A 14,591-nucleotide genomic window follows, 5' to 3' on the forward strand; every position below is an offset into this window, starting at 1 on the left:
TAGTATATCGTATTCAGTAAACTAATTAAAGCTTACTGAATACGGATAACTTTTTATTTATTCTTCTAATCTGATATCTAAACCAAGACCTTTCAATTCATGCATTAATACATTGAATGATTCTGGCAATCCTGGCTCTGGCATCACTTCACCTTTTACGATAGCTTCGTAAGTTTTAGCTCTACCGATAACATCATCAGATTTAACTGTCAAAATTTCACGTAATGTACTCGAAGCACCATATGCTTCAAGAGCCCAAACCTCCATTTCTCCAAAACGTTGCCCTCCAAATTGAGCTTTACCTCCAAGTGGTTGTTGCGTAATAAGAGAGTATGGTCCGATTGAACGAGCGTGCATTTTATCATCAACCATATGTCCAAGTTTCAACATATAGATAACTCCAACTGTTGCTGCTTGGTGGAAACGTTCTCCAGTTCCTCCATCATACAAATACGTATGACCGAATTGTGGAATTCCTGCTTCATCTGTAAGCTCATTGATTTGATCTAGAGTTGCTCCATCAAAAATTGGTGTTGCAAATTTTCTATTTAATTTTTGACCAGCCCATCCAAGAACTGTTTCATAAATTTGACCAATATTCATACGAGAAGGTACTCCAAGAGGATTTAATACAATATCCACTGGTGTTCCATCCTCCAGGAAAGGCATATCTTCATGACGAACGATACGAGCAACAATACCTTTGTTACCGTGACGACCTGCCATTTTATCCCCAACTTTTAGTTTACGTTTTTTAGCAATATAAACTTTAGCTAATTTTAAAATTCCAGCTGGTAATTCATCTCCAACAGTAATTGTAAATTTCTCTCTTCTCAACCAACCTTGTAAATCGTTTAATTTAATTTTATAATTATGAATTAAATCGTTTACTAAAGTATTTGTGTGGTCATCTGTAGTCCATTGACCTTTTGTTAAGTGAGCAAAATCATCAACAGCAACCAACATTTTTTGAGTGAATTTTTTACCTTTTGGTAATACTTCTTCCCCTAAATCGTTCATTACACCTTGAGATGTTTTTCCGTTTACAATTGTAAATAATTTTTCAATAAGCTTGTCTTTCAACTCATTTGATTTAACATCAAATTCTGTTTCTAACTTATCAATATCTTCTTTATCTTTCGTACGTTTTCTTTTGTCCTTAACAGCTTTGGCAAATAATTTTTTATCTAAAACTACACCGTGTAATGATGGTGAAGCTTTTAATGAAGCATCTTTAACATCACCTGCTTTATCACCAAAGATAGCACGTAATAATTTTTCTTCAGGTGTTGGATCTGATTCTCCTTTTGGAGTAATTTTTCCGATAAGAATATCGCCAGGTTTTACTTCGGCACCAATTCTGATCATACCATTTTCATCTAGATCCTTAGTTGTTTCTTCACTTACATTAGGAATATCATTAGTTAATTCTTCATTACCTAATTTTGTATCTCTAACTTCTAAAGTGTAATCATCAATATGAATCGATGTGAATATATCATCTCGAACCACTTTTTCAGAAATCACAATCGCATCCTCGAAGTTATACCCTTTCCATGGCATGAAGGCAACTTTAAGGTTTCTACCTAAAGCTAATTCCCCATTTTGAGTTGCATAACCTTCACAAAGAACTTGACCTTTTTTAACTTTATCTCCTTTTCTTACAATAGGTTTAAGGTTAATAGAAGTACTTTGATTTGTTTTTCTGAACTTAATTAATTTATATGTTTTTTCATCCGATTCAAAACTAACTAGTCTTTCATCTTCAGTTCTATCGTATTTAATTGTAATCATGTTTGCGTCAACATAAACTACAACTCCATTCCCTTCAGCGTTGATAAGTACACGTGAATCCGAAGCTACTTGTCTTTCTAAACCTGTTCCAACAATTGGAGCTTCAGGTCTTAATAAAGGTACCGCTTGACGCATCATGTTTGATCCCATCAATGCACGGTTGGCATCATCATGTTCCAAGAAAGGAATTAATGAAGCAGAGATTGAAGCGATTTGATTTGGGGCAACGTCTGTATAATGAACAGCAGTTGGCTCTACAACAGGAAAATCTCCTTCTTCACGAGCAATAACTCTTTCTGGAAGAATTTTACCATTAGCATCAATTTCAATATTGGCTTGAGAAATCATTTTCCCTTCTTCCTCTTCTGCACTTAAGTAGACTGGTTCATCAGTTAAATTGATTACTCCATTATCCACTTTACGATAAGGAGTTTCTATGAATCCCATTCCATTTACTTTAGCGTAAACTCCTAATGATGAAATAAGACCAATGTTTGGACCTTCAGGAGTTTCAATAGGACATAAACGACCGTAATGGGTATAGTGAACGTCACGAACCTCGAATCCTGCTCTTTCTCTAGATAAACCTCCAGGTCCTAATGCAGATAAACGACGTTTGTGCGTAATCTCAGCCAATGGATTGGTTTGATCCATGAATTGAGACAACTGATTTGTTCCAAAGAAAGAGTTAATTACAGAAGATAAAGTTTTAGCATTGATCAAATCAATAGGTGTAAACACTTCATTATCTCTAACATTCATTCGCTCTCTAATTGTTCTAGCCATACGAGCTAAACCAACTCCAAACTGCTGAGATAATTGTTCACCAACAGTTCTAACACGACGGTTAGATAAGTGATCAATATCATCAATCTCAGCTTTAGAGTTGATTAATTCAATCAAATATTTAACAATAGTGATGATATCTTCTTTTGTTAAAACTTGTTTATCAGTTGCGATATCTAAGCCTAACTTTTTGTTCATTCTGTAACGACCAACTTCACCTAAGTTATAACGTTGGTCAGAAAAGAATAATTTATCTATAATACCACGTGCAGTTTCCTCATCAGGCGGTTCAGCATTACGTAATTGTCTGTATATATGTTCAACTGCTTCTTTTTCAGAATTGGTTGGATCTTTTTGAAGCGTATTATGAATAATTGCATAATCAGCTTGATTATTATCATCTTTATGTAATAAAATTGTTTTTACATCAGCAGTGATAATTTCCTCTACATTATCCTTATCTAATATTGTATCACGATCTAAAATAATTTCATTACGTTCGATAGAAACTACTTCTCCAGTATCTTCATCTACGAAATCCTCATGCCATGTATTTAATACACGAGCAGCTAATTTTCTACCGATATATTTTTTTAAGCCTGTTTTTGAAACTTTAATTTCTTCAGCAAGGTCAAAAATTTCTAAAATATCCTTATCTCTTTCAAAACCGATAGCTCTAAAAAGAGTTGTTACAGGTAACTTTTTCTTTCTATCAATATATGCATACATTACATTATTGATATCTGTAGCAAATTCAATCCAAGAACCTTTGAAAGGGATTACTCTGGCTGAATATAATTTTGTTCCATTTGCGTGGAAAGATTGTCCGAAGAATACTCCAGGAGATCTGTGTAATTGAGAAACTACAACTCTTTCTGCACCATTGATAACAAAAGTACCACTTGGTGTCATATATGGTATTGTTCCTAAATATACATCTTGAACAATAGTTTCAAAATCTTCATGTTCAGGGTCAGTACAATATAATTTAAGTCTAGCTTTTAAAGGAACACTATAAGTTAACCCTCTATCAATACATTCTTCAATAGAGTATCTTGGAGGATCAACAAAGTAATCTAGGAATTCTAGTACAAAATTATTTCTTGTGTCTGTAATTGGAAAATTTTCCATGAAGGTGTTATACAATCCTTCGTTGCCTCTTTCGTCAGATTTAGTTTCAAGTTGAAAAAAATCTTGGAATGACTTTACTTGAATATCTAGAAAATCTGGATAGTCAGGTATGTTTTTTGTAGAAGCAAAATTTAATCTTTCAGTCTGATTAGCAATCATCTATGGATAAATTTATTAAGAAAAAAATTAATATCGTATAGGGATAGTCACTATACGCAAAATGGTTTAGACCTTTGAGAGACTATCTCAAGGTCTAAACCTATGTTTAAAATATGTTAAACTTATACTAGTTCAACAGTAGCACCAGCTTCTTCTAAAGATTTTTTAAGACCTTCAGCTTCATCTTTAGCAACACCTTCTTTGATGTTTGATGGAGCACCATCAACTAAATCTTTAGCTTCTTTAAGACCTAAACCTGTTAATTCTTTAACCGCTTTTACAACAGCTAATTTAGAAGCACCAGCTTCTTTAAGAACTACAGTAAATTCTGTTTTTTCTTCAGCTGCTTCACCAGCACCACCAGCAGCTACAACTACTGCAGCAGCAGCAGGCTCGATTCCGTACTCATCTTTTAATATTGTTGCTAATTCGTTAACTTCTTTAACTGTTAAGTTAACTAATTGTTCTGCGAAATTTTTTAAATCTGCCATTTTTCTATCTTTTAATGATTTTTTATAATTGTTTATTGTGCGCTAATTTGATTACTCTGCAACTTCTGTTTCAGAATCAGGTCTGTTTTGAAGAGCTGCAATAACTCTTTGTGCAGGTGATTGTAACAATCCGATAATTTCTCCAATAACTTCTTCTCTAGATTTGATAGACGCTAGGCCTTCTAAGTTTTCGTCACCGATATAAATATCTTCTGCAATGTAAGCTCCTTTTAAAAGAGGTTTTTTACCTTTTTTACGGAATTCTTTAATAATTTTTGCTGGAGCATTTGCAACATCAGCAATCATAATTGAAGTATTACCTTTTAAAACTGTTGGTAATTCTCCAAAATTAATATCAGAAGACTCCATTGCTTTTGCAAGTAAAGTGTTCTTAACTACCTCTAATTTAATACCTGCTTTATAACAAGCTCTTCTTAAATTTGTAGTATTTTCTGCATCAAGTCCAGAAATGTCAGCTAAATAAATAACATTAACACCTGCCAACTGTGCAGTTAAATTTTCAATTTCGATTGATTTTTCTTCTCTAGTCATCTTAAAAAATTTTAACTACCAATTATACAGCTTTAGGATCTAATGCTATAGCAGGACTCATTGTACTAGAAATGTGAATAGACTTCACATAAGTACCTTTCGCTGCAGTTGGTTTTAATTTGATTAATGTTTGAATTATTTCATGTGCATTGTCATAGATTTTATTAGCATCAAAAGACACTTTACCTATTCCAGCATGAACTATACCTGTTTTATCAACTTTGAAGTCGATTTTACCAGCTTTTACTTCTTCAACAGCTTTAGCTACATCCATAGTAACTGTACCTGTTTTAGGGTTAGGCATTAAACCTCTTGGTCCTAAAATACGACCTAATGGACCTAATTTACCCATAACAGCTGGCATAGTGATGATAACATCAATATCAGTCCAACCGTCTTTTATTTTTTGAAGGTAATCATCTAAACCAACGTGGTCAGCACCAGCTGCTTTAGCTTCTGCTTCTTTATCTGGAGTTACAAGAGCTAAAACTCTTACATCTTTTCCAGTACCATGAGGTAAAGTAACAACACCTCTAACCATTTGATTTGCTTTACGAGGGTCAACACCTAACTTTACAGCGATGTCTACAGACTCGTCAAATTTTGCAGAAGCTATTTCTTTAATTAATGCAGAAGCATCTTTTAATGAGTATAATTTATTCTTCTCAATTTTTGCAGCTGCTTCTTTTTGCTTTTTTGTCAATTTTGCCATTGTCTAATTCTTTTTTAATTAAAAAGGAGCTGTTCCTGATACTGTTATACCCATAGATCTAGCTGTTCCTGCAATCATAGACATTGCAGACTCGATTGTAAATGCATTTAAATCTTGCATTTTATCTTCAGCGATAGATTTAATTTGATCCCAAGTAACACTTGCTACTTTTTTACGGTTAGGTTCACCTGAACCAGACTTTAGTTTAGCTGCTTCTAATAATTGAACAGCAGCTGGTGGCGTTTTAATAACAAAGTCAAAAGACTTATCTTTGTACACGGTAATTTGTACCGGACATATTTTGCCGGGTTTATCTTGAGTTCTAGCATTAAATTGCTTACAAAACTCCATGATATTAACCCCAGCAGCCCCCAAAGCAGGTCCAACCGGTGGCGATGGATTCGCTGCACCTCCCTTAACTTGTAGTTTAACTACTTTACTAATTTCTTTTGCCATTTTTCTTAAAAAATTTAGCACATCTAACAATTGGAAGCTTGTGGATGTGATTATATATATGTAACGATATTATACTTTTTCAACTTGCATAAAACTCAATTCTAAAGGTGTTCTTCTTCCGAAGATTTTAACCATTACCTCAAGTTTACGCTTTTCTTCATTAATTTTTTCTATGGTACCATTAAAACCATTGAAAGGACCGTCAATAACTTTTACAGTTTCATTTAATTCGTATGGAATATTTACTGTATCAGCATTAACTGTTAATTCATCTACTTTACCTAACATTCTATTCACTTCTGACTGTCTCAACGGAACTGGATCCCCGCCTTTGGTTTCACCTAAAAAACCAATTACATTAGTAACCGATTTAATAATGTGAGGTATTTCGCCAGTTAAATTAGCTTCAATCATAATATATCCAGGAAAGTAAACTCTTTCTTTACTAATCTTTTTACCATCTCTGACCTGAACAACTTTTTCAGTTGGCACTAAAACTTGAGAAACATAATCAGCCATTCCTAATCTACTGATTTCAGTCTCAATATAGTTTTTTACTTTATTTTCTTGACCACTTACAGCTCTAACCACATACCACTTCTTCATGTTATTATCTGACATAAGAATAAATTATGATTTTAATAAAGTGTAAATATTCTTAACAATAACTTCAAAAGCACTATCAACACCAAATGTCAAAAGAGCAAATAAAATAGAAAAAATAGCTACTACAATAGTAAGCTTTTGTAATTCTGCCCAATTTGTCCAAGTAACATTTGATTTTAATTCTTCAAATGATTCAGTAATATAATTAACAACTTTTGTCATTGTGTTTGTTTTATTTTATTGCACGGGCGGAGAGATTCGAACTCCCATCAACGGTTTTGGAGACCGCTATTCTGCCCTTGAACTACGCCCGTTTATGAAAGCCAGTTAACAGAATTAACTGGCTTTAATTATTGATTAACTAATATTAATTAGTCTAAAATTTCAGTTACCTGACCTGCACCTACAGTTCTACCACCTTCACGAACAGCAAAACGTAAACCTACAGACAATGCAATAGCACTTAATAATTGTACTTCAATAGTTAAGTTATCACCTGGCATAACCATTTCAACACCAGCTGGTAAAGTAATAGTACCAGTTACGTCAGTTGTACGTACATAAAACTGAGGACGGTAATTATTATGGAATGGAGTATGACGTCCACCTTCTTCTTTTTTCAAGATATAAACCTCTGCTTTGAAATGAGCATGTGGTTTAACAGATCCTGGCTTAACAATAACCATTCCTCTTTTGATATCTTCTTTTGCAATACCTCTTAATAAGATACCTGCATTATCACCAGCTTCACCTCTATCTAAGATTTGGCGGAACATTTCGATACCAGTAATAGTAGATGTTAATTTATCTGCACCCATACCAATGATTTCTACTGGATCTCCTGTATTAGCAATACCAGTTTCGATACGTCCTGTAGCTACAGTTCCACGACCAGTAATAGTAAATACATCTTCAACAGGCATTAAGAAAGGCTTGTCTACATCACGTGGAGGTAATTCAATCCAGTTATCAACTGCTTCCATTAATTCTAAAATAGTAGCTACCCATTTTGGATCACCATTTAATCCACCTAAAGCAGAACCTTGAACTACAGGTCCATTATCACCATCATACTGATAGAAAGATAATAAATCTCTAATTTCCATTTCTACTAATTCTAACAATTCTGGATCATCAACCATATCCACTTTATTCATGAATACAACCATTCTAGGCACACCAACTTGACGACCTAAAAGGATGTGCTCTCTTGTTTGTGGCATAGGACCATCTGTAGCAGCAACTACTAAGATAGCTCCGTCCATTTGCGCAGCACCAGTAACCATGTTTTTTACGTAATCCGCGTGACCTGGACAGTCAACGTGAGCGTAATGACGGTTAGCTGTAGCATATTCTACGTGTGAAGTATTAATTGTAATACCTCTTTCTTTTTCTTCTGGTGCGTTATCAATTTGATCAAACGATTTTGCTTCAGAATATCCAGCATCTGCTAATACTTTAGTAATTGCAGCTGTTAATGTAGTTTTACCGTGATCTACGTGTCCAATTGTACCAATGTTTAAGTGTGGTTTGGAACGATCAAAATTTCCTTTTGCCATGATTTAATAATTTAATCTTAGTTATTTATTTATAGTGTTCAAATTTATACAATTTATTGAGCCAATGTCGGGAATTGAACCCGAGACCTCTTCCTTACCAAGGAAGCACTCTACCCCTGAGCTACACCGGCTGATGTAAATCAGAAGTTAGAATTTAGAATCTAGAAAAATCTAAACTCAAAAAACTAAATTCTTTTTGTGGGGAGAGCAGGATTCGAACCTGCGAAGTTTTCACAGCAGATTTACAGTCTGCCCTCGTTGGCCGCTTGAGTATCTCCCCAACTTTAATTATTTCAAATAAACCTTAAATGATTCTTCCAAATCAAATAACACTCTAAAAACAGAGCCAGTGGAGGGACTCGAACCCACGACCTGCTGATTACAAATCAGCTGCTCTAGCCAGCTGAGCTACACCGGCTTATTAAATATAAAAAGTCCGCTATTTCTAACGGACTGCAAATGTATGGAATTATTTGTTTAATCAAAATAATTTTTACTATTTTTTTATTATTAAATATGCGCTCGCAATTTTTCTTTTCTTTTTACTAAAACTCTCTCTAGTGAACTGGCACATAAATCAACCGCTTCTTCGAATGATTTACAGGTTTTTTTCACCATCAAATCGTCACCAGGAACACTAATTTTTATCTCAACCGTTTTGTTTTCCTTATCACTTGTATTTTCTACCTTTAAAAAAACATCAGACATTACTATTTTATCATAATATTTTTCCAACTTATCTAATCTTTCTTGTAAAAAGTCGACTAATTTTTTATCGACATTAAAATTTACTGCCTGAACATTTACTTTCATAAATAATTTATTTGAGGTTTGACATTATTCCTTGTTTCTTGGATGTGAGTTTTGATACACTTTCTTGAGCTCTGCCAAACTACTGTGCGTATAAATTTGTGTAGATGAAAGACTTGCATGACCTAAAAGTTCTTTAACCGAATTTAAATCTGCACCATTATTAAGAAGATGTGTAGCAAAAGTATGTCTAAGAACATGAGGACTTTTTTTTATCTTTTCAGATACAGTACTAAAGTAAGAATTTATCATTCGATAGACAAACGTTTCAGATAGTTTTTTTCCGTTTTTTGACAAAATTAACACTTCTGGATTTTGTATTGTTTTTAGATTTACTCTCAATTCTAAATAACGTTCTAATAAATCCAAAGTACAAGCTAAGATTGGAATTATTCGTTCTTTGTTGCGTTTTCCTAAAACCTTTAGTGTTTTGTTGTACTTATCTATATTATTAGTTTGTAAACTAATTAATTCGGCACGTCGTATTCCTGTTGTGTAAAAAAGTTCGATGATTAATTTATTTCTGACCGATTCATAATCCTCTATATCCAAATAATTGTTTGCTATTTGATTTAATTCTTTTTCGGAAAACGGAATTTGAAGTTTTTTTGGAGTTTTTAGTGATTTATGTTTTGCTAAGGGATTGAATTCGATTTGCTTTATTTTTAAAAGAAACTTATAAAACGATTTTAACGAAGATGCTTTTCTGTTGATGGATTTATTAGCGATTTTTTTTTCGACTAAATAAACTATCCAACTTCTTACTTGCGTGTAGGTCACTTCATTTAAAGATATGTTTTGATGGTGTACTTCTAGATACTTTTGAAAAGCGATTACATCATCTAAATAGGCACGCAAAGTTAAAGGAGAATAATTTTTCTCTTTTTGAAGATAATCTTGGTAAGCTTGAAGATTTGTAGGCATAAAAAAACCGTTAATATACAAAGTTACACTTTAATATATTAACGATAGTATTTTGTAATTTAAAAAAATTAATTTTCTAAATTATCTTTCATGTTTTGAATATAAGCCGCTTTTTGAATTTTAGCTCTGTGAGTCACAGAAGGCTTAATAAATTGTTGGCGTGCTCTTAATTGACGAACAGTTCCTGTTTTGTCAAATTTTCTTTTATATCGTTTTAATGCTCTATCGATATTTTCTCCGTCTTTAATTGGTATAATTAACATAATATAGACACCTCCTCTCGTTAAGGGTGCAAACTTATGAAATAATTTTGAATTATGAATTACAAATTGATAATTTCTTTTTTAAATAAATTTGAACTGAAAACTAAAGTCCTAGCCCAGATAGGAACGGCATCCTTTTTATTTTTGAATAAAAAATAAAAAGATACAGTGGATAGCTGGATTAAGCTTCTAAGAAAAATTATTCAACAGCAGGCTTATAATCCTTGTTATCGATAATCATTTTGGATAAAATTTCTTTTAGAATTTCAGAAGTTCCTCCACCAATTGGCCCTAAACGACTATCACGTAGCATTCTAGCCAAAGGATATTCTTCCATATAACCATAACCGCCTAACATTTGAAGACAGCTATAGATTGTTTCATCGGCTACTTTTGTAGATTTTAGTTTTGCCATTGTAGCTTCTTTAACCACATATTCGCCTTTATCTAAACGTGCAACTGCTGCATAATTGAATATTTTACAATGTTCTACATCGGTAGCTTGTTCCACAAGTTTGTGACGCAAAGCTTGAAATTTATTGATGGTTTTTCCAAAAGCTTCACGTTGCGACATGTAATCAATGGTATAATCGATAGCGAATTCGGATCTAGCATGTGCATTGATTGCCATAATCAAACGTTCTAAGGCAAAATGTTGCATGATATATGGGAAACCCTTTCCTTCTTCACCCATTAAATTATCTAATTGAATTTCTACATTATCGAAAGCGATTTCGGCCGTATCTGAAGCCCTCCAGCCCAATTTATCTAATTTTGTTGCTGAAATACCTTTTACATTAGTATCTACTAAAAAAATACTTATTCCTTTATTGCCAAGTTCTGGATTAGTTTTTGCTGCGACCACATAATAATCTGCATAGACACCGTTGGTAATAAAAGTTTTGGAACCGTTTAAAATATATTTGTCTCCTTTTTTTACAGCAGTTGTTCTCATTCCTGCAACATCACTACCACCAAAAGGTTCGGTAATACATAACGCTCCAATTTTTTTTCCTAGAATACTTGGTGCTAAATAATCTTGTTTGATACGTTCGTCACCTTCAGCATTTAGATGCGTCATAGCTAAATAAGTATGAGCCCACATTGCAGCTGCAAAACCACCTGAATTTACTTTTTGAAGTTCTTCTAAAAAGATTACGGTGTAGAATAAATCCAGATTCATTCCGCCATAAGCTTCAGGATAATTGATTCCGAAAAAACCCATTTCTCCAAATTTTTCCCAAATAAATCTTTCGATTGTACCTGTTTTTTCCCATTTATCAATGTGAGGCACTACTTCTTTTTGTAAAAAATCTCGTAAACTTTCTCTAAATAATTGATGTTCTTCTGTGAAGTATAATAAACTCATATATTTTGTATTTCTAGTGTATTTTTTTAGAATTCCAAATATAAGGCTATTATTTTTATTTTTTCGTTAGGCATTCCCTTAATTTTTGTTAAATCCTCAATATTTTTTATATCATCATTCATGCTTCTATATGCTACAATTTCTCTGGCAAGAGTGTAATTAAAATACGGGAATTTAGACAATTCTTTCATCGAAAGATTATTTATTGCAATTTTATTGATGCTTTGGTTTGGGTTTACAAAAAACCTTTTTTGAAGTTGTTGGTATACTTCTGGAGAAACACCCCAAACAAATTGGAGTTGTTCCATAGAAGCAAATGCACCAAATTTGGATCTCTCTTGAAGAATAATATCAGAAATTTTATCTCCAATTCCATACACTTCCATAAGTTCCTCTTTGGATGACAAGTTGATGTCTTTTTGAACTATTTGTTTTTTTTCGTAGGGGTTTTGACTTTGAAATTTATTAGATGCTGTATTATTGTAATCCGTAAAAGGTTTTTTGATTTGTTTATTGGTTACCCAATCTGGAAATTTGAATTTACTTTTGATTTTATTTAACAACTCGTCGGAGACTTTTGTAATCTGTTGAAATTCTTTTGCAGAATTGACATATTTATCGGTTGCTCTGAACTTATGGAGTCTATCGATTTCTTGAGTTGACATTCCTAACAAATATCCTTTATAATCAGAAATAAAGTTTGGATTGAAAGGCTTTATGTCGTATTTAGCTGTATTGGCTGCAATTTTTAAGCTGTCAATTTGTCCTTGGTTGGAAAGCCATGCTATTTCTTCTTTTGATTGAATAGTCTTTTTATTTAAGCTAAAATCAAAATTATACCAAAAAACTTGGAATGTAATTATCAAAAAAAACAACAAAAAAATCCCACTTCGTTGTTCTGTTGAAAACATGAAGTAGGATTTTATTTTTTTCATTCTTCCTAAAATTAGTCTTTAGGATTTTGTCTAACTAATTCGTCATCATTTTCAGAAAACGAATCCGGTTCTTGTTTTGGTTTTATTGTTAACACTTTATAGAAAAAGTAAGCTGCAAAACAGATTACAATACCTTGTGCAAATACCATTGTTATTATCGCTGTTGTGTTCATAATTATTCTCTCCCTTCTTTTACACGTTTTTTATAAGCTAAATATACTACAATTGAAATAAACAAAAATAGTGACAACAACAACATTCTTCCTAAAAATTTATGAAAAGTATCATTTGTAAATTCACCAGTTGCAATTTTATCATTTGATGCGATTTCGTCTCCCACTTTAACTATTGTAGTTTGATTTTTTGAAGCATCAAATTTGTATTCTTTAACATCTTGAAAGTTTACAATTTTTACTTTTTCAGTCTCTTTATCAAAAACCTTTTTCTCATTTTCAAAAGAGATTTTGATATAATCGGATTTTACTTCTTCAACTTTACCTTTTTTAGTTCCTGTTGCGTCAAAATTTTCAGCATAATAAGAGTCTGTAAACCATTCTTTATTATTGGTGTCAGCATCATTAACTTTATCAATCCAATCTGGAACACTTGTTACTAATACAGTTCCTAACAGCAATGGAGTAATAATTAGTATTATATACTTATAAATTCCTGGTATTTTAATATCGGCACCACTATTGATTTCAGCCCAACCTTTTTTAATTCCAAAGATATAAGAAAACAAAATGGTTTCAAGGAATGCAAATACTACTAAACTAACTGTTCCTGCCCAGTAATCATATTGATCAAACAATCCTTGTTTAAAGAAAATCACAGTTGGCAAACCCATTAGTAAAGCTAAAGCTCCAAAAGACCAAGCACCTTTTACTTTGCTCCAATTGAATTCATCTTGCATGAATCCCATCCACGGAGTTCCCATTGCTAAAGAAGACGTAATTCCCGCAAAGAACAATAATCCAAACCAAAAAACTCCAGCAAAAATTGAAAGCACATCTCCCCATTGTTGGAATAAATAAGGCATAGTTTGGAAAGCCATACCGAAACCTGCATTTTGAAGTACCCAATCCAATCCTAAATAACCTGCAGCAATTGGAATTACAATTAAACTTCCTAAAACAACCTCCACAAATTCATTCATAAAACCAGCTGAAACTGCATTTAAAGCAATATCATCTTTTTCTTTCAAGTAAGAAGCATAACATTGAATTGTACCCATACCAACTGAAAGCGTAAAGAAAATTTGACCTGCTGCTGCCAACCAAACTTTTGGGTTTGAAAGCGAATCAAACTGCGGTGTCCATAAGAAATTAAGACCATCCCAAGCATTTGCATCTGGAAAAATATCTGAAGCTCCCGATGTTCCTAAAGTTAAACCACGAACAGCTAAAACAACACCAAATAAAATCAATAAAGGCATTCCAATTTTAGCTACTTTTTCAATTCCTCCTAAACCTTTTGAAAGGATATATGTATTTAATAAAAGACAAAACACATAAAATATAACGGCTTCATAAGGAATACCCGTAGTTGACTGAGCTACGTCTACGTAAGAGTTGAAAAAACCAGCAACATCAGCTTGACTCATTCCATTAAAAGTACCTACAATTGAATGATAAACATATGACATTGTCCAAGATTCGATGTAACAATAGTAGGCAGCTACAGCAATATTAGTAAAGATTCCGAAAACACCAATGTATTTCCAAATTCTTCCTTTTGCCATTGTATTTAATATGTAAGGCGTACTGTGATTTCCTGTTCTTCCACCATAACGACCTGTTGACCATTCAATAAAAAGTAACGGAATACCCATTACTAAAAAACATACTAAATAAGGAATTATAAAGGCTCCACCTCCATTTTGAACAGCTTGAACTGGAAATCTAAGAAAATTTCCAAGTCCTACAGCATTTCCAGCCATTGCTAAAATGAGCCCTACACGCGAGCCCCAAGAATCTGCTTTTGTAGACATAAAATATTATTGGTTAGTTATTAGTTTTTCAAAGATAATAAAACAATACAAAAA

At 32.9% G+C, this 14,591-nt stretch carries 15 protein-coding genes and 4 tRNA genes; all 19 read right to left on the reverse strand.

Annotated features, from left to right (window positions below; translation table 11 throughout):
• Positions 1–57: 57 nt before the first annotated feature.
• The 19 genes from rpoB to ACTF56_RS08225 all read right to left on the reverse strand — a co-directional run bounded on the left by rpoB (position 58) and on the right by ACTF56_RS08225 (position 14,537).
• Positions 58–3,870, reverse strand: coding sequence for a DNA-directed RNA polymerase subunit beta (gene rpoB / locus ACTF56_RS08135; RefSeq protein ID WP_438966400.1), 3,813 nt, complete (start codon positions 3,868–3,870; stop codon positions 58–60).
• Between the two features lie 122 nt (positions 3,871–3,992).
• The gene (gene rplL / locus ACTF56_RS08140; RefSeq protein WP_438966401.1) at positions 3,993–4,361 is read right to left on the reverse strand and encodes a 50S ribosomal protein L7/L12; all 369 of its coding nucleotides are present in this window, start codon (positions 4,359–4,361) and stop codon (positions 3,993–3,995) included.
• 51 nt (positions 4,362–4,412) lie between these two features.
• Positions 4,413–4,913 carry a 50S ribosomal protein L10 gene (gene rplJ / locus ACTF56_RS08145; protein ID WP_438966402.1) on the reverse strand — a complete coding sequence of 167 codons (501 nt, stop codon included), beginning with the start codon at positions 4,911–4,913 and terminating at the stop codon, positions 4,413–4,415.
• A gap of 22 nt (positions 4,914–4,935) precedes the next feature.
• Entirely contained in the window at positions 4,936–5,625 is a 690-nt protein-coding gene (gene rplA / locus ACTF56_RS08150) for a 50S ribosomal protein L1 (RefSeq protein ID WP_438966403.1), read from the reverse strand.
• Between the two features lie 18 nt (positions 5,626–5,643).
• Entirely contained in the window at positions 5,644–6,081 is a 438-nt protein-coding gene (gene rplK, locus ACTF56_RS08155) for a 50S ribosomal protein L11 (protein WP_438966430.1), read from the reverse strand.
• 69 nt (positions 6,082–6,150) lie between these two features.
• A complete protein-coding gene (gene nusG, locus ACTF56_RS08160) occupies positions 6,151–6,702 on the reverse strand; it encodes a transcription termination/antitermination protein NusG (RefSeq protein WP_438966404.1) in 552 nt (183 codons plus the stop codon).
• Between the two features lie 9 nt (positions 6,703–6,711).
• Complete coding sequence (gene secE / locus ACTF56_RS08165) at positions 6,712–6,909, reverse strand: preprotein translocase subunit SecE (RefSeq protein WP_438966405.1); 198 nt, start codon at positions 6,907–6,909, stop codon at positions 6,712–6,714.
• Positions 6,910–6,930: 21 nt separating this feature from the next.
• Positions 6,931–7,001: transfer RNA gene (locus ACTF56_RS08170), tRNA-Trp, on the reverse strand.
• 57 nt (positions 7,002–7,058) lie between these two features.
• On the reverse strand, positions 7,059–8,246 hold the full coding sequence (tuf, locus tag ACTF56_RS08175; protein WP_438966406.1) for an elongation factor Tu: 1,188 nt from the start codon (positions 8,244–8,246) through the stop codon (positions 7,059–7,061).
• Positions 8,247–8,305: 59 nt separating this feature from the next.
• Positions 8,306–8,377, reverse strand: a tRNA-Thr gene (locus tag ACTF56_RS08180).
• Positions 8,378–8,445: 68 nt separating this feature from the next.
• A tRNA-Tyr gene (locus ACTF56_RS08185) sits at positions 8,446–8,526 on the reverse strand.
• A gap of 64 nt (positions 8,527–8,590) precedes the next feature.
• A tRNA-Thr gene (locus tag ACTF56_RS08190) sits at positions 8,591–8,664 on the reverse strand.
• A 92-nt stretch (positions 8,665–8,756) separates the two neighbouring features.
• Complete coding sequence (hpf, locus tag ACTF56_RS08195) at positions 8,757–9,059, reverse strand: ribosome hibernation-promoting factor, HPF/YfiA family (protein ID WP_438966407.1); 303 nt, start codon at positions 9,057–9,059, stop codon at positions 8,757–8,759.
• 24 nt (positions 9,060–9,083) lie between these two features.
• The gene (locus tag ACTF56_RS08200) at positions 9,084–9,980 is read right to left on the reverse strand and encodes a tyrosine-type recombinase/integrase (protein WP_438966408.1); all 897 of its coding nucleotides are present in this window, start codon (positions 9,978–9,980) and stop codon (positions 9,084–9,086) included.
• 68 nt (positions 9,981–10,048) lie between these two features.
• Positions 10,049–10,243, reverse strand: a complete 195-nt coding sequence (gene rpsU, locus ACTF56_RS08205; RefSeq protein WP_438966409.1) for a 30S ribosomal protein S21 — start codon at positions 10,241–10,243, stop codon at positions 10,049–10,051.
• Between the two features lie 199 nt (positions 10,244–10,442).
• The gene (locus ACTF56_RS08210) at positions 10,443–11,612 is read right to left on the reverse strand and encodes an acyl-CoA dehydrogenase family protein (protein WP_438966410.1); all 1,170 of its coding nucleotides are present in this window, start codon (positions 11,610–11,612) and stop codon (positions 10,443–10,445) included.
• A gap of 26 nt (positions 11,613–11,638) precedes the next feature.
• Positions 11,639–12,547 carry a ComEA family DNA-binding protein gene (locus tag ACTF56_RS08215; RefSeq protein ID WP_438966411.1) on the reverse strand — a complete coding sequence of 303 codons (909 nt, stop codon included), beginning with the start codon at positions 12,545–12,547 and terminating at the stop codon, positions 11,639–11,641.
• Between the two features lie 11 nt (positions 12,548–12,558).
• Positions 12,559–12,720, reverse strand: coding sequence for a hypothetical protein (locus tag ACTF56_RS08220; RefSeq protein WP_438966412.1), 162 nt, complete (start codon positions 12,718–12,720; stop codon positions 12,559–12,561).
• 2 nt (positions 12,721–12,722) lie between these two features.
• Complete coding sequence (locus tag ACTF56_RS08225; RefSeq protein WP_438966413.1) at positions 12,723–14,537, reverse strand: sodium-dependent transporter; 1,815 nt, start codon at positions 14,535–14,537, stop codon at positions 12,723–12,725.
• Between the last annotated feature and the right edge of the window lie 54 nt (positions 14,538–14,591).

The organism is Flavobacterium sp. (genome assembly GCF_965657075.1).
GTDB lineage: Bacteria > Bacteroidota > Bacteroidia > Flavobacteriales > Flavobacteriaceae > Flavobacterium.